This window comes from Vibrio sp. 10N.222.55.C7 (assembly GCF_041473335.1).
Lineage (GTDB): Bacteria > Pseudomonadota > Gammaproteobacteria > Enterobacterales > Vibrionaceae > Vibrio > Vibrio crassostreae_C.
In genome coordinates, this window is the sequence record NZ_JBFRSC010000049.1 from 1 (window position 1) to 19,875 (window position 19,875).

At 45.3% G+C, this 19,875-nt stretch carries 20 protein-coding genes and 2 pseudogenes; 12 read left to right on the forward strand and 10 right to left on the reverse strand.

The window, feature by feature from the left end; all coding sequences use genetic code 11:
* A pseudogene (locus AB4482_RS16710) lies at window positions 1–128 on the reverse strand (integrase); the annotation flags it as partial.
* 12 nt (window positions 129–140) lie between these two features.
* Here AB4482_RS16710 and AB4482_RS16715 point away from each other — a divergent pair.
* The 3 genes from AB4482_RS16715 (at window position 141) to AB4482_RS16725 (ending at window position 1,365) form a co-directional block, all read left to right on the forward strand.
* Entirely contained in the window at window positions 141–605 is a 465-nt protein-coding gene (locus tag AB4482_RS16715; RefSeq protein ID WP_372181239.1) for a hypothetical protein, read from the forward strand.
* Window positions 606–799: 194 nt separating this feature from the next.
* On the forward strand, window positions 800–1,081 hold the full coding sequence (locus AB4482_RS16720; protein WP_011080399.1) for a type II toxin-antitoxin system Phd/YefM family antitoxin: 282 nt from the start codon (window positions 800–802) through the stop codon (window positions 1,079–1,081).
* Complete coding sequence (locus AB4482_RS16725) at window positions 1,078–1,365, forward strand: type II toxin-antitoxin system RelE/ParE family toxin (protein WP_017064044.1); 288 nt, start codon at window positions 1,078–1,080, stop codon at window positions 1,363–1,365. Before AB4482_RS16720 ends, AB4482_RS16725 begins: the two co-directional genes overlap by 4 nt.
* 149 nt (window positions 1,366–1,514) lie before the next feature.
* Here AB4482_RS16725 and AB4482_RS16730 read toward each other — a convergent pair whose 3' ends face one another.
* A complete protein-coding gene (locus AB4482_RS16730) occupies window positions 1,515–1,793 on the reverse strand; it encodes a type II toxin-antitoxin system RelE/ParE family toxin (protein ID WP_372181240.1) in 279 nt (92 codons plus the stop codon).
* On the reverse strand, window positions 1,790–2,074 hold the full coding sequence (locus tag AB4482_RS16735; protein WP_017059448.1) for a hypothetical protein: 285 nt from the start codon (window positions 2,072–2,074) through the stop codon (window positions 1,790–1,792). Before AB4482_RS16735 ends, AB4482_RS16730 begins: the two co-directional genes overlap by 4 nt.
* Before the next feature lie 185 nt (window positions 2,075–2,259).
* Here AB4482_RS16735 and AB4482_RS16740 point away from each other — a divergent pair, with 185 nt between their 5' ends.
* Both AB4482_RS16740 and AB4482_RS16745 read left to right on the forward strand, forming a co-directional pair.
* Window positions 2,260–2,961, forward strand: a complete 702-nt coding sequence (locus AB4482_RS16740) for a biotin/lipoate A/B protein ligase family protein (protein ID WP_372134683.1) — start codon at window positions 2,260–2,262, stop codon at window positions 2,959–2,961.
* Between the two features lie 144 nt (window positions 2,962–3,105).
* Window positions 3,106–4,113 carry a LacI family DNA-binding transcriptional regulator gene (locus tag AB4482_RS16745; RefSeq protein WP_017059450.1) on the forward strand — a complete coding sequence of 336 codons (1,008 nt, stop codon included), beginning with the start codon at window positions 3,106–3,108 and terminating at the stop codon, window positions 4,111–4,113.
* A gap of 73 nt (window positions 4,114–4,186) precedes the next feature.
* Here the strand turns inward: AB4482_RS16745 and edd are convergent, their stop codons facing one another.
* Together edd and AB4482_RS16755 are read right to left on the reverse strand one after the other, a co-directional pair.
* Entirely contained in the window at window positions 4,187–5,983 is a 1,797-nt protein-coding gene (gene edd, locus AB4482_RS16750) for a phosphogluconate dehydratase (RefSeq protein ID WP_372181242.1), read from the reverse strand.
* Entirely contained in the window at window positions 5,980–6,504 is a 525-nt protein-coding gene (locus AB4482_RS16755; protein WP_017059452.1) for a gluconokinase, read from the reverse strand. Before AB4482_RS16755 ends, edd begins: the two co-directional genes overlap by 4 nt.
* A 242-nt stretch (window positions 6,505–6,746) precedes the next feature.
* Here AB4482_RS16755 and ascF point away from each other — a divergent pair, with 242 nt between their 5' ends.
* The 3 genes from ascF to AB4482_RS16770 all read left to right on the forward strand — a co-directional run bounded on the left by ascF (window position 6,747) and on the right by AB4482_RS16770 (window position 10,376).
* On the forward strand, window positions 6,747–8,225 hold the full coding sequence (gene ascF, locus AB4482_RS16760; protein ID WP_017064040.1) for a PTS cellobiose/arbutin/salicin transporter subunit IIBC: 1,479 nt from the start codon (window positions 6,747–6,749) through the stop codon (window positions 8,223–8,225).
* A gap of 71 nt (window positions 8,226–8,296) precedes the next feature.
* A complete protein-coding gene (ascB, locus tag AB4482_RS16765; RefSeq protein ID WP_372181244.1) occupies window positions 8,297–9,727 on the forward strand; it encodes a 6-phospho-beta-glucosidase in 1,431 nt (476 codons plus the stop codon).
* A gap of 31 nt (window positions 9,728–9,758) precedes the next feature.
* Complete coding sequence (locus AB4482_RS16770; RefSeq protein ID WP_372181246.1) at window positions 9,759–10,376, forward strand: bifunctional 4-hydroxy-2-oxoglutarate aldolase/2-dehydro-3-deoxy-phosphogluconate aldolase; 618 nt, start codon at window positions 9,759–9,761, stop codon at window positions 10,374–10,376.
* 90 nt (window positions 10,377–10,466) lie between these two features.
* Here the strand turns inward: AB4482_RS16770 and AB4482_RS16775 are convergent, their stop codons facing one another.
* The 3 genes and pseudogenes from AB4482_RS16775 to AB4482_RS16785 all read right to left on the reverse strand — a co-directional run.
* Window positions 10,467–11,342, reverse strand: a complete 876-nt coding sequence (locus AB4482_RS16775; RefSeq protein WP_372181247.1) for a radical SAM protein — start codon at window positions 11,340–11,342, stop codon at window positions 10,467–10,469.
* 212 nt (window positions 11,343–11,554) lie between these two features.
* On the reverse strand, window positions 11,555–12,376 hold the full coding sequence (locus AB4482_RS16780; protein ID WP_017067571.1) for an SDR family NAD(P)-dependent oxidoreductase: 822 nt from the start codon (window positions 12,374–12,376) through the stop codon (window positions 11,555–11,557).
* Window positions 12,377–12,586: 210 nt separating this feature from the next.
* Window positions 12,587–12,745, reverse strand: a pseudogene (locus tag AB4482_RS16785) (enoyl-CoA hydratase/isomerase family protein); the annotation flags it as partial.
* 446 nt (window positions 12,746–13,191) lie between these two features.
* Here AB4482_RS16785 and AB4482_RS16790 point away from each other — a divergent pair.
* Together AB4482_RS16790 and AB4482_RS16795 are read left to right on the forward strand one after the other, a co-directional pair.
* Window positions 13,192–14,565, forward strand: coding sequence for an MATE family efflux transporter (locus tag AB4482_RS16790; RefSeq protein WP_372181248.1), 1,374 nt, complete (start codon window positions 13,192–13,194; stop codon window positions 14,563–14,565).
* A 9-nt stretch (window positions 14,566–14,574) separates the two neighbouring features.
* Window positions 14,575–14,985 carry a LysR family transcriptional regulator gene (locus tag AB4482_RS16795; RefSeq protein ID WP_372181249.1) on the forward strand — a complete coding sequence of 137 codons (411 nt, stop codon included), beginning with the start codon at window positions 14,575–14,577 and terminating at the stop codon, window positions 14,983–14,985.
* Between the two features lie 195 nt (window positions 14,986–15,180).
* Here the strand turns inward: AB4482_RS16795 and AB4482_RS16800 are convergent, their stop codons facing one another.
* Window positions 15,181–17,253, reverse strand: coding sequence for an alkyl/aryl-sulfatase (locus tag AB4482_RS16800; protein WP_372181250.1), 2,073 nt, complete (start codon window positions 17,251–17,253; stop codon window positions 15,181–15,183).
* A 188-nt stretch (window positions 17,254–17,441) separates the two neighbouring features.
* Between AB4482_RS16800 and AB4482_RS16805 the strand changes: the two genes are divergently transcribed.
* A complete protein-coding gene (locus tag AB4482_RS16805; protein ID WP_017059462.1) occupies window positions 17,442–18,344 on the forward strand; it encodes a LysR family transcriptional regulator in 903 nt (300 codons plus the stop codon).
* Here the strand turns inward: AB4482_RS16805 and AB4482_RS16810 are convergent.
* Complete coding sequence (locus AB4482_RS16810) at window positions 18,341–19,240, reverse strand: DMT family transporter (RefSeq protein WP_372116725.1); 900 nt, start codon at window positions 19,238–19,240, stop codon at window positions 18,341–18,343. The genes AB4482_RS16805 and AB4482_RS16810 overlap by 4 nt on opposite strands.
* Before the next feature lie 197 nt (window positions 19,241–19,437).
* Between AB4482_RS16810 and AB4482_RS16815 the strand changes: the two genes are divergently transcribed.
* Window positions 19,438–19,827 (forward strand): VOC family protein, encoded by a 390-nt coding sequence (locus tag AB4482_RS16815; protein ID WP_017064032.1) that lies wholly within the window; start codon window positions 19,438–19,440, stop codon window positions 19,825–19,827.
* Window positions 19,828–19,875 lie beyond the last annotated feature (48 nt).

Sequence of the window (19,875 nt, forward strand, 5' to 3'; positions counted from 1 at the left end):
TGAGCGGTGATCCGACGAACTGCACGGGAATAGGCATCAATGGTCGCGGGTCGTTTACCTTGCAGCTTTAGGTTGGTAAGGTGTTGTTCATAAAGGGTGTTGTAACGTTTTAAGTCATCGGGTTTCATGGGGTTACTCCTGTGAACGACCATCAGGGTGATGGTGTTACAAGAGTATGGTTTGCACTCGTTTTACTCTGCCGCGTAGCGGCTTCGTTCATGCTTGAGGCATTTTTTCTTGATCGAAGAGACTTCAGTATTGTTTTTCACTGGAGTAAACATGCGATTCATTGTAAAAATATCGATGAGCACCTAAAACAATTTGACCGATTTAAAAAAGATGCTAGCTATAAACGATTAGGAGAAATGAAAGCAATTTGTTTGGTTCAGTCAGCCCATGCGATATTACCAACTTTTGAACAGCTAGTTCCAGTCGCATTTCAAATATCATATAAGCACGCGATGTTATGGATCAGTTTAACTAACTCAATACGACAAATAGCATCGTTAAGTGATGTGAGAGTAGAGGATAGAGATTGGGGTGTATTGGATCTAAATTTGGAAGAATTTGTAGTATATGTAGGTCAGTTTTACGATGTGAGCTAACAAGCATTTAAGACTGATTCGCAACGCGTGGCATTTTTATTATGCGTTGCGTTCAGTGTTTAAGGCGGTATACGGTAGCATCGGTATTGCGTTGCTCACACCTTAACAGGGCTATAACACAAAATCAGGCTATTGCTCAAAATTGCTATTTGAACTATTATTTGTACATTAAATTGTACCATAGGGAGTTCAACATGAGCCGCATCCATTTTGATCAAGATATTCAGCCTTTGTCTGAATTTCGTGCTGGCGTGACGTCATTTATTAAACAGATTAACGAAACTCGCAGACCACTAGTTATCACACAACGTGGTAAGGGTGTTGCGGTTGTCCTTGATGTTGCAGAATATGAAGCAATGCAAGAGAAGATCGAGTTACTGGAAGAAATGCGTACTGCTGAAGCACAATTAGCTTCAGGTTTAGGTGTTTCCAATGAAGACGCTCGTGCTCAAGTATTGGGGCGCATTAAGAAATGAAAGTAGTCTGGTCACCACTAGCATTACAAAAGTTAGGTGATGCAGCCGAGTTTATTTCACTGGATAATCCAGTGGCGGCAGAAAACTGGGTTAATGAGGTTTTTGATAAAACTGATTTACTCTCAAGTATGCCTGACATGGGGCGAATGGTTCCTGAGCTGCCTCATACCAATTACCGTGAAATTTTGTTTGGTCACTATCGAATCATATATAGCCTCAGCCATGAAATTCGCGTCCTTACAGTACGAAATTGTCGTCAGATACTAACGGAAAGTGACGTGTAGCAATTGTGTTATAACAAGCAATTTAAGAGGGATTCACAACGCTTGGCACTTTTGCTCCTACTTCAAGTTAAGTGTTTATGGCACAATGCTTTAGGTTGGGTGGAGGCGTTGTTCACCCCTTAATTGGGCTAGTTGCCCAGAGGAAGTAATCAATCCATTGGGAACTTTTGTTTCTGGTGGAGTACGCGCAAAATTCGGATAATGTCGCCTTCGATCCAATAGGAGACGATCATTGAAATCTCAGGAATTATAAGTAATCGCCCACGAATGCCGTCTCTCTGTACACCCATTAGAGGCTGCTCAAGCAAGTTTTCTACTTTTGTTTCAATGAGGTTGTCAGCGTTTTCTGCCGCATCAGGGTTGAAGTCATAGATAAACTCAAAGATCCTTTCACGATCATTGAGTGATTCTTCTTCCCATAAAATCATTGCTTACCTCGATTACGTATTCTGGCTTTGCGTTCTTCCATTCGAGATTTAGCAGTTTGGTGTTCAACGAAAACGGATTCTCCTGAGTCAAACTTCTCAAATGCTAGGTTTACTTGTTCAGTTAGCCATGCATCGTGAGATAATGTCTGTCTTTGTTGCTCAGCGAGTTGCTCAGTAAGCTCACGGCAAGCACCACTCAGTGTGCGACCTTGGCTCTCAGCCATCTGTTGAGCTAGGCGTTTTGTTTCTTCATCAACACGAAATTGAATTCTAGTGTCCATGATATATTCCTTTATTGGTGTGTGTACAAATGTTAGCACTCACCTTTGAGATGGGCAACTGACAAGCTACTATGGCGCCAATAACTAACTTTTGGTGCTATGTTTCATCGCACATAGTCCCATATCTCATCAACCATTGCAGAACGTTAAATGATAGGTCACCACAATCTGTAGAGGAAAGTGCATTGAAGTTAACCAATAAACTCGTACGTTACCCGCACATTGATGTTGATCGTGCGTTTGAAAAAGAAGCTGAATTATTGCAGCAAATTCAGGCGGGTGAGATTGGACAAGCCTTAATGCTGTGGCAAGCAAAAACGCCGACACTCGTTTTGCCCGCAGGTAAGAAGTGGCCAGTGACCGTAGAGTCTAGAAAACAACTCGCGGCACAAGGTTGGCAACTCACCTCACGTAAAACAGGCGGCGCTCCCGTTCCCCAACTGCCGGGGATCATTAACTTATCGCACATTTACCATTGGCCTCGTGATGAAGCCTACAACATCCAAAAAGCGTATCTACATCTGTGCAATGTCTTAACCCTGTTTTTTAAAGAACTGGGCATCGATGTGGATGTACACGCGACTCCCGGTTCTTATTGTGATGGTGACTACAACCTCAATATCAATAAACAAAAAATAGTGGGCACGGCGCAGCGTGTTTTGCTTAAACAAGGGGGCGGCCAAATCGTACTTTCGCAAGCTTGTATCTTGTTGGATGTCGACCTAGAGAACATCGTTGCACCCGTAAATTTTTATAATCAAGTTTGTGGCAATCCAACCGTGGTGGACGCGCAAGTTCATACTCCGTTGTCCGCACATCTGACAACTCTACCCAACGTAGACTCACTCTTTCGGCAGTTAAGCCAAGCTTTCATCAAGCATGCGTGATACCAACCTTTCGTTAACGCCAAACTAATTTGCCGATGGTAGAACGATTTCAATACTATGTGTCGATGAGAACGAATGGGTTGAACTTAAGGCGGTGAGAACTTTATAATGTTACTTGTAACATAATAAAGAGTTCAAATAGTTATGACAGAACAGCAGAAGAAAACTCGAACCACACTTCAAGATGTTGCAGACAAAGTGGGGGTCACAAAGATGACCGTCTCTCGTTACATGCGCAATCCCGATTCAGTCGCAGCCAAAACTCGCGTTAAAATTGCAGCGGTTATTGAAGAGATGGGATACATCGAAAACAAAGCGCCAGCTATGCTCTCTAAATCGTCGAGTAAAGCGATCGGTATCTTGCTCCCTTCGTTATCAAACCAAATCTTTGCCGCGTTTGTTCAAGGTATCGAAACGGTTACTAAAGAGAATGGCTACGAGACGTTGCTTGCTCACTTTAGCTATGATGCTGTGGAAGAAGAGGAAAAGATTGCTTCGCTGCTTTCGTATCAAGTTGATGGGTTGATATTGACGGAAAGCCACCACACCCCCCGCACGTTACAGATGATCAAGAATTCAGGTGTTTCTGTTGTTGAAACGATGGAACTCCCAACCAATCCGATCGATATGGTTGTTGGCTTGGACCATATTGATGCTTCTTACCATGTCGTGAAGCGAATGATTGAAGCTGGTAAACGCTCTATTGCTTACTTTGGCGCTCGATTGGATGCGCGAACCAAGTTGCGTTTGCAAGGCTATGACAAAGCGATGTATGAGGCTGGATTAGAGCCTAAACACGTGTTGACTGAACAGCACTCTAACTTCTCTTTGGCTGAAGATCTGCTTGATCGCGCTCTTGCGGATTACCCAGATCTAGATGGCGTGTTCTGCACCAATGATGACATCGCGATAGGTACCTTGCTCATTGCCCAGCAACGTGGAATCCAAGTGCCGCAACAGCTATCTGTGGTGGGCTATAACGCGTTAGATATTGGTCAAACCATACGCCCAAAACTGACTAGCGTGGATACGCCACGTTATGAAATAGGTAAGAAAAGTGCCGAGCTACTGCTTGCCCGATTGAAAGGTGAGCCAGTTACGGAAACGGTAGTGGATATGGGCTATCGCATCACTGATGGCGAAAGCGTTTAACCAAGTATCGTGGAAACTGAAAGGGGCATCGAAATGATGCCCCTTTTGCTTTTACATTTAAGTAATGACACAGCTAGACGATAAAACTCGCCCCTTGTTCTGCACTCGAAACGCTTTGGCGCATCACGCTAAATAGGTTGCGCCCCATGGTTTGCTGGTTGGCGTCCGCCTCAAATACCTTCGCTTGGCGAGATTGCATGTCGTTGAGGTTATTGAGTTCGCCACTCGCGCAATCTAAGCGCAGGATATCGCCTTCGCAAACAAGCCCAATAGTTCCTCCTCGAATAGCCTCTGGTGAGACATGAATCGCGGATGGGATCTTTCCTGAGGCTCCAGAAAGGCGCCCATCAGTAACCAGAGCCACTTTAAACCCTTGTTTCTGAACATTACCTAGAATCGGCATGAGCTTATGCAGTTCAGGCATACCGTTCGCAGCTGGTCCATTATTTATCACCACAACAATGCAATCTTTGTTGAGCTCACCTCGTTGATACGCAGCTTCTACCTTATGTTGGCAATCAAAAACTACCGCAGGTGCTTCTATTACACGTCGCTCTTCTGCAACCGCTGACACTTTAATCACTGCGTTGCCAAGGTTCCCTGAAAGGACTCGCGTTCCGCCTGTGCTTTGGAATACCTGTTCTTGGCCTGCAATTACCTCTGCATCTGCCGACTGTTTGCACTTTTTCCACGTTAGCTTTCCATTTTCAAGTTCTGGAATACTCATTTGATCTTCAAACGAGCCAAAGGTAGGTGTGACATCTCGGTGCAGTAAGTTGGCTTGATCTAAACGGCGTAACAGCGCGGGAACTCCTCCTGCCGCTTGGAACGCATTCATATCTGCTGGGCCGTTGGGATAAACTCGAGCAAGTAAAGGCACCACATCGGATAGATCGCTGATGTCTTGCCAAGTCAGAATAAATCCTGCTGCGCGTGCTACTGCGACCATGTGAATGCTGTGGTTAGTGCTGCCACCTGATGCGAGTAGGGCAACAATGCCATTGATTAAGCTTTTAGCGGTAAAGACTTCAGAAAGCGGGCGGAAGTTTGCGGCTTGTGGTGTCATTGAAGCAATTTCAATGGCGGCATGCTGAGTGAGTGATGCGCGCAATTTAGAGTCAGGATGAATAAACGCTGAGCCCGGAAGCATCAGCCCCATCGCTTCAAATACCAGCTGATTGGTATTGGCTGTGCCGTAAAAAGTGCAGGTGCCCGCTGAGTGATAAGCGTTGCACTCCATATCCAGTAAGGCACTTTTTCCTACCTTACCAGCCGCGTATTCTTGGCGAATATGTACTTTCTCATCATTGCTGATGCCCGTTGCCATCAAGCCCGCCGGAACAAAAGCGGTGGGTAGATGTGCAAAAGAGAGCGCGCCCATCAGTTGTCCTGGAGCTATCTTGTCGCAAATACCAAGTAATAGGGTTGAATCAAACACGTTGTGACTCAGTGAAAGAGCGGTCGATTGAGCAATCAAGTCCCTTGAAAACAAAGACATATCCATGCCTGGTTGCCCTTGAGTTACCCCGTCGCACATCGCAGGAACACAGCCTGCTACTTGAGAGGTGTGGCCGAACTTAGCTAACGCCTTTTTGATCTGATCTGGATAGTGTTGATACGGCTGGTGAGCGCTTAACATATCGTTGTAAGAGCTGATTAACGCCACATTGGATTTAGTGAGATCAAGAATCGAGCGTTTCTCATCGGAGGAAGAAGCTGCGACAGCATGAGCCAAGTTGCCGCAAGAAAGCCCTTTACCACCTTTGCCAGCAGAGGCTTGGTGTTGGGTTCGGTTTAGAAACGCTTCATGAGTCTCTTTGCTTCGTTCAATTAATCGTTGAGTCACCGCTTGGATGGTTGGAAGGGTCATGCTGTTTCTGCCTCATCAGTCATTGAAAGCACAATCGCAGCACAGTCCACAACGTCATCAATATCGCCATCAATGCTGATGACAACCGTATCTGGCTCGTGATCGGGTCTTTCTAATGTTTCGAACTGGCTTTTAATCATGTTCTCTTTCATGAAGTGGCCTTGGCGCTGACGCATTCGATGCAAGATCAGGTCAATGTTGCCATCTAAAAAGAGAAAGGTGAGGTTTTTGTTCCCTTCGCGAATTTGGTCGCGGTACTTCTTCTTCAACGCAGAACACACAATAATGCCGTGCTCATTTTTACTTTCTAGGCTGTACGCTGCATCACGAACGCGTTCCAGCCATGGAATGCGATCATCATCATTAAGAGGTTGGCCTGACGCCATTTTTTGAATGTTTGCTCGAGGATGAAGGTCGTCACCATCAATGAACTTACGCCCAAGTTTTTTTGCCAACTGCTCGCCTATCGTGCTTTTCCCACAAGCACTGACACCCATGACGATGACACTACTACCAGCCATAACTCAATCCTCTTAACAAATTTGCGCGTGATCTCAATTTTGAACATCGCTTGTAAATATGGCTTTATCTTATAAGCGTTACCGGTAACATGTTACCGGTAACTTAAGGAAGTGTGATGAAGGACACAAAACAACAATTCACAACAATTGTGATTGTTTTTGCATCCTATTGACGGAAAATTAGTCACATCTCACTATATTCGCGTTTAAAAATCACTGGAAAGAGATCTTTGGGGGATAAAATGGCCAACGATTACCGCGCAATTGCGAAATCTGTTGTTGAGCATCTTGGGGGCAAGACAAATGTGGCTGCCCTAACACACTGTATGACTCGACTACGATTCGTTTTACACAGCCAAGATGGCGTCGATATTAACAAGCTAAAAGCACTGAAAGGTGTGATGGGTGTTGTTGATAATGGAGACAAAGTACAAGTTATCATTGGTAACGAGGTATCGTATGCATACAAAGAAGTGATGGCGCTTTGTGAGCTATCCACTGTATCTGAGTCAGAGGTTCCTGCTAAAAAAGAGAAGCTAACGGCTAAGTCAATTGGTGCGAAAATGTTGGACGCACTGGTTGGTACCATGTCGCCTCTTATCCCAGCAATCATTGGCGCTTCAATGGTCAAACTGCTCGCCATGGTACTTGAGATGCTGGGCTGGGTTGAGCCAAATGCACCTACCTTGATTATCTTGAAAGCGATTGGCGATGGCGCCTTCTTCTTCCTACCGGTTATGGTTGCCGCTTCCGCATCGATCAAATTCAAGACCAATATGTCTCTTTCCATTGCGATTGCCGGTGTCTTAATCCACCCGAACTTTATGGAATTGATGGCGCAAGCAGCAGAAGGCAAGCACGTTGATTTCTTCGGTATCCCAATCACGTCAGTGAAATACACCTACACGGTTATTCCTGTACTTGTGATGACTTGGGCTCTTTCTTACATAGAACGTTGGGTAGATAGCATTACCCCTGCTGTGACTAAAAACTTCCTGAAACCTATGCTTATCGTATTGATTGCAGCTCCGGTTGCTATCGTACTTATCGGTCCATTTGGTATTTGGGTTGGTACTGCACTTTCAGCGCTTGTTTACACAATTCATGACACATTAGGTTGGTTGTCGGTTGCTATCATGGGCGCACTGTGGCCTCTACTTGTTCTTACTGGTATGCACCGTGTATTTACTCCAACGATTATTCAAACCATTGCTGAGACGGGTCGTGAAGGTATGGTTATGCCTTCAGAAATCGGTGCCAACCTCGGTATGGGTGGTGCGTGTCTGGCTGTTGCTTACAAAACCAAAAACAGCGCACTAAAGCAGACATCATTAGCCGCAGGTGCTTCAGCTATCTTCGCCGGTATCTCTGAGCCTGCATTGTACGGCGTGCTTGTTCGTCTGAAACGTCCACTTATCGCAACAATGATTACTGGTTTTATCGTAGGTGCATTAGCGGGCATGGGTGGCCTTGCGAGTCACTCGATGGCAGCACCAAGCTTGTTTACGAGTGTTCAGTTCTTCGATGTGAATGACCCAATGAGTATCGTTTGGGTGTTCGGTCTGATCGCATTGTCTATTGTTCTGTCATTTGTTCTAACCCTAGTTTTAGGCTTTGAAGATGTTCCAGAAGATGATGCCGATGAGAAAGCAACTTCAGAGTCAGCAAACAAAGAAGCTGGTAAGGCAGAAGACAAGCCGACAGTAGTGTCCGCGTCTTAATTAGAATTGATTAATTTATTCAGTCACCTTACTTCAGCGTAAGGTGACTTTTATTGTTTCCGAGGTATTCGATGTCAAACATTCAATTTCCCGAAGATTTTTTATGGGGCGGCGCTATTGCTGCAAACCAGTCTGAAGGCGCTCACTTAGCGGGTGGTAAAGGCCTAACAACCGTAGATATGATCCCTTATGGTGAGAACCGCATGCCAATTAAGCTTGGTCAGGTTGATAAGGTGACGCTCAGCGAAGACGAGTTCTACCCAAGCCATAACGCGATAGACTTTTATCACCGTTACAAAGAAGACATCGCCTTGCTGGCAGAGATGGGATTTAAAGTCTTCCGCGTATCCATCGCTTGGAGCCGAATCTTTCCAAAAGGTGACGAGCAAGAGCCGAACCAAGCTGGCTTAGATTTTTACCGTGATGTTTTTGAAGAGTGTAAGAAATACGGTATTGAGCCGCTCGTTACCTTGTGCCATTTCGATGTGCCTATGCACTTGGTCAACGAGTATGGTTCGTGGCGTAATCGTAAGATGATTGAGTTCTTTAGCCGTTATGCGAGAACCTGTTTCGAAAACTACAAAGGCTTGGTGAAATACTGGTTAACTTTCAACGAAATCAATATTTTACTAGCGAGCCCGTTTTCTGGTGCTGGATTGTTGTTTCAGGAAGGCGAAAATCACGATCAAGTGAAGTACCAAGCAGCTCACCATGAGCTAGTAGCAAGCGCTTTGGTAACCAAGATTGCCCATGAAGTTGATGAGCAAAACCAAGTGGGTTGTATGCTGGCGGGCGGTAACTTCTATCCATATTCATGTAAGCCAGAAGATGTGCTGATGGCTATGGAAAAAGACCGCGAGAACCTGTTCTTTATCGATGTTCAATCGCGTGGTTACTACCCATCTTATGCTCAAAAAGTGTTTGATAACAAAGGTGTGGTGCTTGAAACACAAGAAGAAGATTTCGAGATTCTGAAAAATACTGTCGATTTCATTTCTTTCAGTTATTACGCTTCACGCTGTGCTTCCGCTGATATGAATGCAGGAAATACGAGTGCAGCGAACGTCGTTAAGTCCATCAAAAACCCTCATCTTCCAGCAAGTGATTGGGGCTGGGTCATTGACCCTACAGGTCTTCGAATTACGATGAACACACTCTATGACCGTTACCAGAAACCACTTTTCTTGGTAGAAAATGGCTTAGGTGCTCGTGATACCTTGGATGACAATGGAGAAGTGAAAGATGATTACCGCATTGATTACCTTCGTCAGCACATTGTTGCGATGCATGAAGCAATGGAAGACGGTGTACCATTGATGGGTTACACACCTTGGGGTTGTATCGATCTTGTTGCGGCGTCGACCGGAGAGATGAGCAAGCGCTATGGGTTTATCTACGTGGACAGAGACAACCTAGGCAATGGTACGTTAAATCGTATTCCTAAAAAGTCATTCCACTGGTACAAAAAAGTGATCGCAAGCAACGGCAGCGACTTGGCTTAATTTGTCTGTTTGATAATGAGAGAAATGAACAATGAAAACAATTGAACAGCGACTCAGAGATATTCGCATCGTTCCGGTGATCGCCATTAATGACGTTGCTCAGGCTGTGCCGCTTGCGAAAGTACTGGTTGAAAATGGCTTGCCTTGTGCTGAAGTGACATTTCGTACAGAAGCGGCAGCAGAGTCGATTCGTTTGATGCGTGAAGCTTACCCTGAGTTACTGATTGGAGCAGGTACTGTGCTGACTACAGAGCAGGTGGATACTGCCATTAATGCGGGTGTTGATTTCATTGTCAGCCCAGGTTTGAATCCAGCCACAGTCAAATACTGTCAGCAAAGAGGGGTTACGATTGTTCCTGGAGTGAGTAACCCAAGCTTGGTTGAACAAGCAATGGAAATGGGGCTTAAGACACTAAAGTTCTTCCCTGCCGAGCCATCTGGCGGTGTCGCAATGTTGAAAGCGTTGACGGCTGTTTACCCGGTTAACTTTATGCCGACAGGCGGTGTAAGCCCAGCGAACGTTGAGTCTTACTTAGCACTGAAATCAGTCGTTGCCTGCGGTGGAACTTGGATGGTACCGACAGACAAAATGGACAAGGGTGATTGGGATGGAATCGCAGAATTAGTCCGAGCGGTCGGCTCCAGGTAGTTCGATAGAGAGCGACATAACTAGAAAATGAAAGGGCCAGCTGATACTGGCCCTTTTTGTGGCTGCTTCACACGATGTAGAGGTTACTCGTTACCAAGCAAAGGTTTTAATGACGTTTTGCTTAGTGATTGGGTTGTGAGCGATGTCTTGATTGATCTTATCAAGAAACGGCTTGCGAGCCTGAGGCAACATGCCACGCATTGGTGAGATGTTATTGCCGTGGTCGCCCCAGTAGTAGCAATCGAAATCTTCTAGGTTTTCGAGTAAGTATTTTTCTTCTTCCAGAACCTGCAATGGCGTTGGTAAAACAAACTCGCCACGATTTACTTCTTTTTCCAACACCGACCCCGGTTGAACGGCTAAAGCCATTGGTGCAATCGCATCTGGCTGCATGATGTTCAGCAAGCTGGTGGTATTAATCGCATGCTCTACAGAACGTTCTTTGCCGCCAAGGCCAAAGATGAAAGAAGCCAGCACCTTGATGTCTGCTTCACGGGCTAGGTTCATACCTTCAATTGCATGCTCACGCGTCATGCGCTTTTGAATGCGTTCAAGCACAATTGGGTCACCAGACTCCAAGCCTGAATAGGCCATGCTTAAACCTGCCGACTTAATCTCTTTTAATTCAGACAAGCTCTTACGACGGAAGTCATTGAACCCTGAATACAGAGAAATGTTCTTGATCTCTGGGAAGGTGGTCTTGATGTAATCCAGAATCGAAATCAGCATCTCGGTTCTAATCGCCATTACGTTCCCATCGACCAAAAAGATAGATTCAACATGCGGGTAGATTTTTCTCGCTGCATCAATATCTTCAAAGATGTCGTTGATATCTCTTACTTTGAAACGCTTATCATCAAACATCGTGCAGAAGGTACATTGGTTATTACTGCACCCCAATGTTGTCTGGATGAGTACGCTCTCTGCTTCCATCCAAGGACGATAAACTTTACCTTCAAAACGCATAAATGCTCCTCGGCCGTAGCCTGTGTTGTTTCGACGAGGGCAAGTTTAGCAATTTGCATATTGGGTGATAATTGGGCAAAGCGGGGAATCAGTATTAAAGAAATTTTAATAATCGAAAGAGCGCGCAGTTCTTTGTCTGTATGGATAGAACTGCGGCTTGGATTGTGTGTGGGGGCGGGGAGTGTTAGTGGTCGTTTTTTACTGATGAATGATCAGTGCGCAACGCACAACTTTTCTTCGAGCAATTGATCAAGCACTGTCACCAGCTTGTGGTTCTTAGTGTTGTCTAATGCGTCGGCGTGCGGGTCTTTGAACAACCCTGAATCATTATCAAAATATTGACCAGAAGCGTTGGCAAACTCATCACTGAGCGCAGCACGACAAAGAATATCGGCCCCTATAGCAAGGTCGTTACCATCAACGCCATAAGCATCTTTTACTAATTTACTGCCAAGGAAAGAGGCTGGGTTTACAGGGATAATTGCAGTGCCTTTGTCTAAAAGAGTATTGGCTAATTCGATGGACCACATCGTTAGCGCGAGCTTACTTTGTGCGTAAACCGGACCATCCAGTTCACCTGCATTCGGACTGATTAATGCATCTAAATCTACGGGTGCTTGGGCTGCTGAAGATAGGTTGACGATACGACCTGTCGCATCAAAAAGAGGAAGCAGCTTTTGTGTCAGGAGATACGGCGCAATGGTGTTTACGACAAAACGCACATCAAGATTGTCTGGAGTGGTGATGTCCGACACTTTATACACACCTGCGTTGTTAATGAGTATATCGAGTCGTTTGTGATCGCTTTTGATTTGGGTTGCGAGCGCCTCAACTTCGGAGAGCGTCGATAGGTCTGCGATGTAGCTTTCGATGATTGCATTCTTAGACAGGCGAGACAGAGCAGTCACGACTTTATTGACCTTAGCTGGGTTGCGGCCATGAATCAGAACATGGTGCCCTTGCTGCGTTAGTGCTTTTGCGGTCTCTAAACCAATGCCATCCGTGGCCCCTGTGATCAGAATTATTTTTTGCATGTTCCGTCCTTCAAAAAATAGTTTGAACAACGTTATAACAAAGATTAATGACGCATAGTTGCATTTGGCTCACAAGCTGAAGACTCAAATGTGAGTCCATGGGGTAAATAATGACCATTTTAACACTTGGTGGGTAACCGCTGGCGTGTAAGCATTAAGTAAGACAATGGGTCAGTTTGTGGCTGACCCAAATTAAGAGAAGTGACCGAGTTATTTGATGTCTTGAACGTTCATAACCAGAGTTTCCCAGTTACGTTGGTTTTCCATATCGTGCTCTAGGCCTTGCTCATCGGCAATTTGGAAGCGCTTAACCGCAGGGGTTTTGCTCGTAGCTTGATACAACCAATAAGCTTCCGCTTTGAGTGCTTCGGCTTCGTCAGCATCAAAGTCTCTTGCCCTTGAACATTCACAGTACCGAAGTCAAAAGTGACGGTAAGAATCCCATCCTCGGCTTGAGCTTTAAACGTTGTATAACCTTGATATGCCATTTCCATATTCCTTCTGAGAGATTTCATTTCAGCCTATTCAGTGTGAATGCGACCTAAATTCAGGCTAGCGAGGAATGTTCGAGCCAACAATTAACCATTAAACGAAACACTATTAACGAATTATTAAGAGTGTTGGCGAGTTTTGTAATTTCAATTTATTCAATGCCTTAGTTGTGTATTTTAACGTTGAAGGTATCTTGCTGATTCGATTGTCAACGAAATCTAAAAACTCATTCCTTGTTTGGTGCTCTTATCCTTTTCATTTAGCTTCGTATACTGCTCAACTAGGTAATTAGCCCCAAGGTACAGACAAGAGTGAACCGACTTATGCAGATGAGATCCGCGACTTTGAAAACCATTATTGAGAAAACGCTGCCACTGACGCTGGGTGTGTTTGCGATCATGATGGTTCAATTGGTCGATTCGATCTTTATTGGTCAGCTAGGGGTGAATGAATTGGCGGTTCACGGTATCACCTTGCCATTTCAAGCAGCGTTTACCGGGGTTCAAGTGGGCATCGGTGTGGCGGCAACGTCCATTATTTCTCAAGCGGTAGGGGCAAAAGAACAACGTAAATCTACTTCAATTGCGACGCTGTCGGTTGGATTTGGAGTGTTGGTGATTGCTTTGATCTGCATAGGGCTGATTGTTTTTAGCGATTCTGTTTTTGCGTCGTTTGTGAATGATGTCTCTGACGCTCAATACCAATCCATGCTGTCTATTTTTAATGTGTACTGGCCACTGTGGTTGTTCAGTGCATTGATGGTGGCGGTGCTTTATCTGGCCACCTGCGTTTATCGTGCCAATGGCGATACCAAAACAACCGGAAGCATGTTCTTGGCTGCTAGCGTGATTAACCTAATTCTCGACCCTATTCTGATCTTTGGATTGGATATGGGCATCGCAGGGGCGGCGATCGCATCGAGCATTGGCTACGCTTTCGGCGCAATCTACATGCTAATCAAGTCTCGCGGCAAAGGTTGGTTTGGCTTCAATGGCGCGTGCAGTAACCGAATCAAAGGCTACAGTTTTGAGTTATTCAAGACGGTAATGCCAACCACTGCGAATCAGATATTACCTGCGGTCAGCGCGTTCTTCTCAATGCTATTGATTGCGAGAATCGGAACCGATGAGATGGCTTTTTGGAGCTTACTCGCCCGTGTTGAAAGTTTTATGCTGGTGTTTTCTCTTGCTCTGACGATGTCTATCCCGCCTATGATTGGTCGTTACCTAGGGGCGCAGCAGCGATGCAAAATCCCTGAGCTATTGAATACAACAGCGAAGTTCTTATTGGTTTTCCACACCGTGATGGCAACATTGTTGGCGCTGTTTAGTGGCTGGATTATTCCTGTTATCTCGGAAGAACAAAGCATACGCAGCTGGTTTGAAGTGACCTTGTTATTTATACCGTTCAGCTATGGGCCGCTTGGGCTTTGCATGTTGGTTGCGTCGGTCTTTAATGCCTTGGGTGTGCCGCGTAAAGCTTTGAATGTCTCTTTCCTACGCTTGTTTGTTTTCTACATTCCCGCTTTATGGATCGGCTCGATAACCGGAGACATGGTCAATGCGGTTATTGCTGCGACAGTCACCAATGTTTTAGCGGGCGCTTTTGCATGGTTTAAGCTTAATGCCTATATTAAAACTCACATTATTCCCCGTGCCGCTGCGGCCAATAAGCAGCGTGTACTCAGCGCAGGCTAGCCATTATTGATGAACATTGAACATCTAAAATTGTTTGTGCGACTCGCGTCTACGCACAATATAGGTCAAGCAGGACAAGAGCTTGGGTTGTCACCTCCGGTAGCCAGTATTCATATCGGAAAACTCGAAGAGAGCCTAGGTGCTATCCGCGTCGATCACGGTGAAGCGGTAAGGGATGTATGTGTCGATGGCTTGGGCATTGCCATGTGCGCGAGTTGGATAGCAGACAAGCAGCTCGCGGAAGGTTCGCTGGTTGAGGTGTTGCCGGATTACCCTTTAAAGGATGAGGCGGCTATCTGGGCGGTATACCCGAGTGCTCAGTTACTTGCACCAAAGGTGCGCGTATTTATCGATTACTTTGTTCAATATTATGGTTCACCTTCTTATTGGGATTGCGACGTAAACGGGCAAACTCAGTAATCTATCAGCTTCAACAAATTATCAGTTTTATTAAGCTCTCAGTCTCAGTAATAGAGCAAACGCAGTAGCGTTCAAGAAGCACTTATTGAGAACAAATAAGAAAGCCCCGACCAAAAGGTAGGGGCTTGTTTTATGTTCTTTATAGAACGTTTTTTCTAGCTAACTGCTGTTGTTTTTACTTAGTGTTTCCGGCGTTTAATGAGCGTGTACCGCTGAATCTTGGTATAGCTCTGCATCAACTTCTTCGCCTTTTTTTGGGCGCGGTACAATCTCAAAAGAGGTGTCAGCTTCTGTCAGTGAAGACAGCAGTTTGTTAAGTGATGTCTTATCACCTTTCACGCCTGCTTGTCTGTCTTCTAACAGTTTTCCAAGGCTTGTTTTCTTAAGCACGATGTCAGACACGTCAGACTTATTGATGATCAGTGTCGTATCCGCATCTTGCAGCTCTGATACTTGGATGTTGTTCAGGTTGCCGTTAGACATCTCAACGTAGTAGAACTCTTTTACATCAGGCAACTGAATATTCAATGTAAATGGTGTTTCTTGTGCTTTTAGCGAATCCACTTTTACGGCTAAGTAATCGAGTAGGTTTTCAATCGTCATGTTCGCTAACACATCCGGAGATGCAGTTTTCGGTGCGCCCGGTTGTGTGCCAATACGAAGCTCTTGAGCGCCGGTTAGGTAGATGTTTCTCCAACCTGCACCTTCTGATTGATAACCCAACTGCTCGTATGTATCTGCCAATAAGCCACGTGCAACTTTGTTCTCTGGTTCTGCTTGAATCACCTTATTCAGTGCTGTTGCAACGAAGCGATATTCACCTTCTTGGAAGTCTTGCTGCGCTTTTTCAATCACAGCGTCGCTGCCGCCCATGTATTCAACAAACTTCACTGACTCTGGCTTGATTGGTAGTGGATTTAGGTTAGCTGGGTTCATGTCGAAGTAACCAAGATACATGTTGTACACCGCGCGGGCGTTGTGAGAGTAAGTACCGTGGTAACCGTTGGTGTGCCAAGACTGTTGAATGCTGTCTGGCATGACCTTGTAAATCTCGTCCCCGATGTCTTGTAGAACCACACCGTTATTGGCTAAGCGAAGCGTTTGGTTATGAGTAAAACCGTAAGCGTCACGCTGCATTTTTAGGTAATCAGAGATCTCTTGTTCGCCCCAGATTGGCGATGAGTGAGACGCAAACAGCACCTCAGTATCTTCACCCCAAGTGACTAACATCTCGTTGATCTTCTTAGACCATTTCAAGCCGTCACGTACTTTAGCGCCACGCAGCGTGTACAGGTTATGCATGCCTTGGTAAGTCAGCTCGCCAGTCCAAAGTGCTTTCATGCTTGGAATATACGTCACCATTTCAGAGGCCGCTTCGGTACCTGAAGCATCCATGAATTGCATTTCTAGGCCGTCAATAACCAGAGTTTCAATCTCTTCGTTATGGTTCAGCTCGTAGTCTGGCAGTACGTAAGTAATGCTACCGGTTGATAGGCCTTTCGACAGTGCCGCATCCACAATACCGTGTTCGTGTCGGTTCAGGGTAGCGCCATATTGATATGCGGTACGACGAGACATTGCATTACCCGCCAATACGTTTTCGTCGACGATTTCTTTAGTAATGTTTTTCGAACCGTACACTTTTACATCTGGGTATGCGTCTTTGATTGCTCTTGCGCCACCAAAGTGATCAGCGTGCGAGTGAGAGTAAATCATAGCAACGACGGGCAGTTCGCCGCCATCAGGCACATTGCTCTTGAAGAATTTGAGTGATTTAGCGGCCGCTTCTTTGGTAAGAAGAACGTCGTAAGCGATCCAACCGTTGTCACTACGAATGAAAGAGATAGACGCTAAATCCGCGCCTCGAACTTGGTAAACTTTACCCGGAACAACTTCATATAAGCCTTCTGCTGCTTGGTTCAATACCGCTTGGCGCCACAGTGAAGGGTTTACTGAATCTGGTGCTTGGTCTGCATTCGTCACACTTGGGTCGATAAAGTTAAAGCTATTGCGAATGATGTCGCCCGTCTCTTGATCAAAGCTAGCAATTAGACCTTTGTTGTTATTGTCGAAAGCGCGAGTGTCGGCAAAGTTAAGTGTTTTTGCGAACTCTTGGTTTGCTTTGGTCGTCATCTCGGTTGCGCTTTTGCCACCTTGGTCGCCAATTTCGCTGAAGTGTGCGTGGTCATGGTTAGCTGCAATTGCCGGGAATGCGAGCGAGATAGCCAGGAACAGTGATGCATTTTTGAACGTGCGAGAAGTTGTCATAAGAGCCTCTTCATTTCAGAATTTTGTTTCGTTGAGGCGATTATAGGAATAAGACATATAGCAAAAAATAAAGTAAGCTTTATTTAATACATCACGATTGGCTATGTATTGAATCATGCGATGGTTGGGCGACGAAGACGAATCCTGACCTATGATTGATTAAGACCACATTGACAGGGAGAGTAACGGTGAGCGACGTGGAAAAGTTGGATTTAAATCTATTGAGCGTGTTCTTAGAAGTGTATCGATTAAAGTCGATCACGCTTGCATCAGAATCGCTTGGTATGACTCAGCCTGGGGTTAGTGGGGCATTGAAGCGATTGCAATCTCAGCTTGATACCGACCTGTTTATTCGTGAAGGGCGTGGGATTATTCCGACTAACGCTGCGGTGCAATTGGCAGACCGAGTAGAGCCTGCTCTAGAAGGGATAAGCAGCGCAGTAAGCACTTTAAAGACATTTGATAATCAGCAGCATCATGTGTTTCGTATCCTGGTGAATGAGATTGGATTAACCAAGCTTCAACCTCTCGTCGAGCAAGATGAGACGTTGGGCAATATCTCGATTGAATTCAATATGGTGCCGAACAACGAAGAAGAATTATTGCAAGGCTTGAGCATGCAACAAGCTGATTTAGCGATTGATATCCATTACCCGCAAGTTAACGGCTACATGAAGCAGCCGATGATTGAAGATGAGTTGGTGCTGATAGCTCGAAAGGGGCATCCGAGAATCAATGGCTCTGTGACGCAAGAGCAATATTACAACGAAAAGCATGTTACTTTTAGAATGCGTCGAACCCGTTTATACACGGCAGATTATTTTACCAAGTCGCCACTGAAACAGAGAAAAGTGAGTGCCGAGTGTGACTCGCTGATGACCATGTGTGTGCTGGTATCGGGCTCAGATTGTGTCGGCAGTACATCGCGTGATTTTGCCAATCAATTTTCCGAATCCTTCCAGCTTCAAGTCCTTGATCAGCCGTTTGAAATCTTACCTATGCAGCAATACATGATTTGGCATAAAAGAACCGATTTGAACCCTGCTCATCAGTGGCTGAGAAACAAGATTCAGCAATATATGGCTGATTAACGAGCCGCTCTTGCTGCTCGTTTCTGTTTGGCGCTCTCTATCATCTTAGAAGGCGTCATTCCTGTCACCAACATGGTGCCGGTGATAACCAGAATTGAACCAACAATCGTATTGATGCCAATTGCTTCATCTAAGAATAAGTTACCCCATAGAATACCAAATACCGGAATGATGAAGGTCACGGACAGGGCTGAAGGTGCGCCGAGTTCAGAGACGAGATTGAAGTAAAGTAGATACGCTAACCCAGTACATACCGCGCCTAATAAGACAACCGATGTAGTGATCGTAACGTCGGGTGTTTCTCTCATCGGAATAAAGAATACAAACGGCAAAACCAGCAATACCGCAGTCCACATGCTGCCATGAGCATTGTTGAATGCCTCAACTTTAGGGGCTTGTTTGGTATAGTTTGACGCTATTCCGTAGCTAAAGGCCGCCATCACTGCTGCAAAGATAGGAAGCATAGCCTCACGGCCAATGTTCATCGCATCCCAACCGACTAACACGCCAACTCCTGTTACCCCAATCCCAAGTCCCAATAGAACTTTCGCCTCGAGTGCTGTTTTGGTCCATATTGCACCAATGATTGCCGCCCATATTGGCGCGGTAGAGTTCAAGATGGCGAGTGTCGAGGCGTTAAGTGTCTGCGCGGCATAAGCGAAAAGCAAAAAAGGAAGTGTGGTGTTAAACAGGCCGAGAATGAAGAAGTGTTTTGCGTGATCATGAAAAGAGAGCTTCTTTTTTAAATAGAAAGAAACTAAAAGCAGAGTAAGTGCCGCAAACAGAACTCGCGCTTCAATTAAGACTGCGGGCCCTAATGGATTGGCGGCCATTCTCATGAAAAGAAACGAGCCTCCCCATATAGCCGCAAGTAGTATCAGTTTTAAAAAGCTCACAGTTTGAATCTCAGATTGTGTAAAACCTGACTATGGAGGAAAGATAACTATTACACAAACATAGATGCCAATACTGTGCAGTTATGGACATAAAATCGAGCCCGTTAATCAGGAACAATTTCGATGAATTTCGTTCTGTTTATTGTTCCTTATTTGATGAGTAATCTAGCGTTAGACATCAAACTTAGGCAAACAAAATGAAGATTGAACACATCGCAATTTGGACCAAACAACTCGAAGTACTGAAGCGATTTTATGAAGATTATTTCGGCGCGACATTGAACTCAAAATATCACAACCCAACTAAAGGGTTTTCTTCATACTTCCTCTCGTTTGATACGGGAAGTCGTTTAGAGATTATGGAAATGGACTCTGTCCCTGAATCGAAAGACGACATCTATGACCAGTTCACAGGCTTCATTCACATGGCGATATCATTAGGTTCGGAACAGGCGGTCGATCAACTGACTCAACACTTGGTCGAAGACGGCTATGAGCGCTTAGATGGCCCAAGAAGAACAGGCGATGGCTATTATGAGAGCTGTGTACTCGATCCGGATGGTAATCGTTTGGAACTTACCGTTTAATGTAGAGACTTAATTGAGTTACTCATCTACTAACGGAACTGAGGTATG

Excerpts from the sequence above, each read along its gene's own strand:
- ascF (WP_017064040.1), top strand. The coding sequence starts at position 6,747 with ATGGCCAACGATTACCGCGCAATTGCGAAATCTGTTGTTGAGCATCTT.
- AB4482_RS16745 (WP_017059450.1), top strand. The coding sequence starts at position 3,106 with ATGACAGAACAGCAGAAGAAAACTCGAACCACACTTCAAGATGTTGCA.
- AB4482_RS16775 (WP_372181247.1), bottom strand. The coding sequence starts at position 11,342 with ATGCGTTTTGAAGGTAAAGTTTATCGTCCTTGGATGGAAGCAGAGAGC.
- AB4482_RS16755 (WP_017059452.1), bottom strand. The coding sequence starts at position 6,504 with ATGGCTGGTAGTAGTGTCATCGTCATGGGTGTCAGTGCTTGTGGGAAA.
- AB4482_RS16735 (WP_017059448.1), bottom strand. The coding sequence starts at position 2,074 with ATGGACACTAGAATTCAATTTCGTGTTGATGAAGAAACAAAACGCCTA.
- AB4482_RS16790 (WP_372181248.1), top strand. The coding sequence starts at position 13,192 with ATGCAGATGAGATCCGCGACTTTGAAAACCATTATTGAGAAAACGCTG.
- AB4482_RS16780 (WP_017067571.1), bottom strand. The coding sequence starts at position 12,376 with ATGCAAAAAATAATTCTGATCACAGGGGCCACGGATGGCATTGGTTTA.
- edd (WP_372181242.1), bottom strand. The coding sequence starts at position 5,983 with ATGACCCTTCCAACCATCCAAGCGGTGACTCAACGATTAATTGAACGA.
- AB4482_RS16720 (WP_011080399.1), top strand. The coding sequence starts at position 800 with ATGAGCCGCATCCATTTTGATCAAGATATTCAGCCTTTGTCTGAATTT.
- AB4482_RS16800 (WP_372181250.1), bottom strand. The coding sequence starts at position 17,253 with ATGACAACTTCTCGCACGTTCAAAAATGCATCACTGTTCCTGGCTATC.
- AB4482_RS16795 (WP_372181249.1), top strand. The coding sequence starts at position 14,575 with ATGAACATTGAACATCTAAAATTGTTTGTGCGACTCGCGTCTACGCAC.
- AB4482_RS16725 (WP_017064044.1), top strand. The coding sequence starts at position 1,078 with ATGAAAGTAGTCTGGTCACCACTAGCATTACAAAAGTTAGGTGATGCA.
- AB4482_RS16770 (WP_372181246.1), top strand. The coding sequence starts at position 9,759 with ATGAAAACAATTGAACAGCGACTCAGAGATATTCGCATCGTTCCGGTG.
- AB4482_RS16815 (WP_017064032.1), top strand. The coding sequence starts at position 19,438 with ATGAAGATTGAACACATCGCAATTTGGACCAAACAACTCGAAGTACTG.
- ascB (WP_372181244.1), top strand. The coding sequence starts at position 8,297 with ATGTCAAACATTCAATTTCCCGAAGATTTTTTATGGGGCGGCGCTATT.
- AB4482_RS16730 (WP_372181240.1), bottom strand. The coding sequence starts at position 1,793 with ATGATTTTATGGGAAGAAGAATCACTCAATGATCGTGAAAGGATCTTT.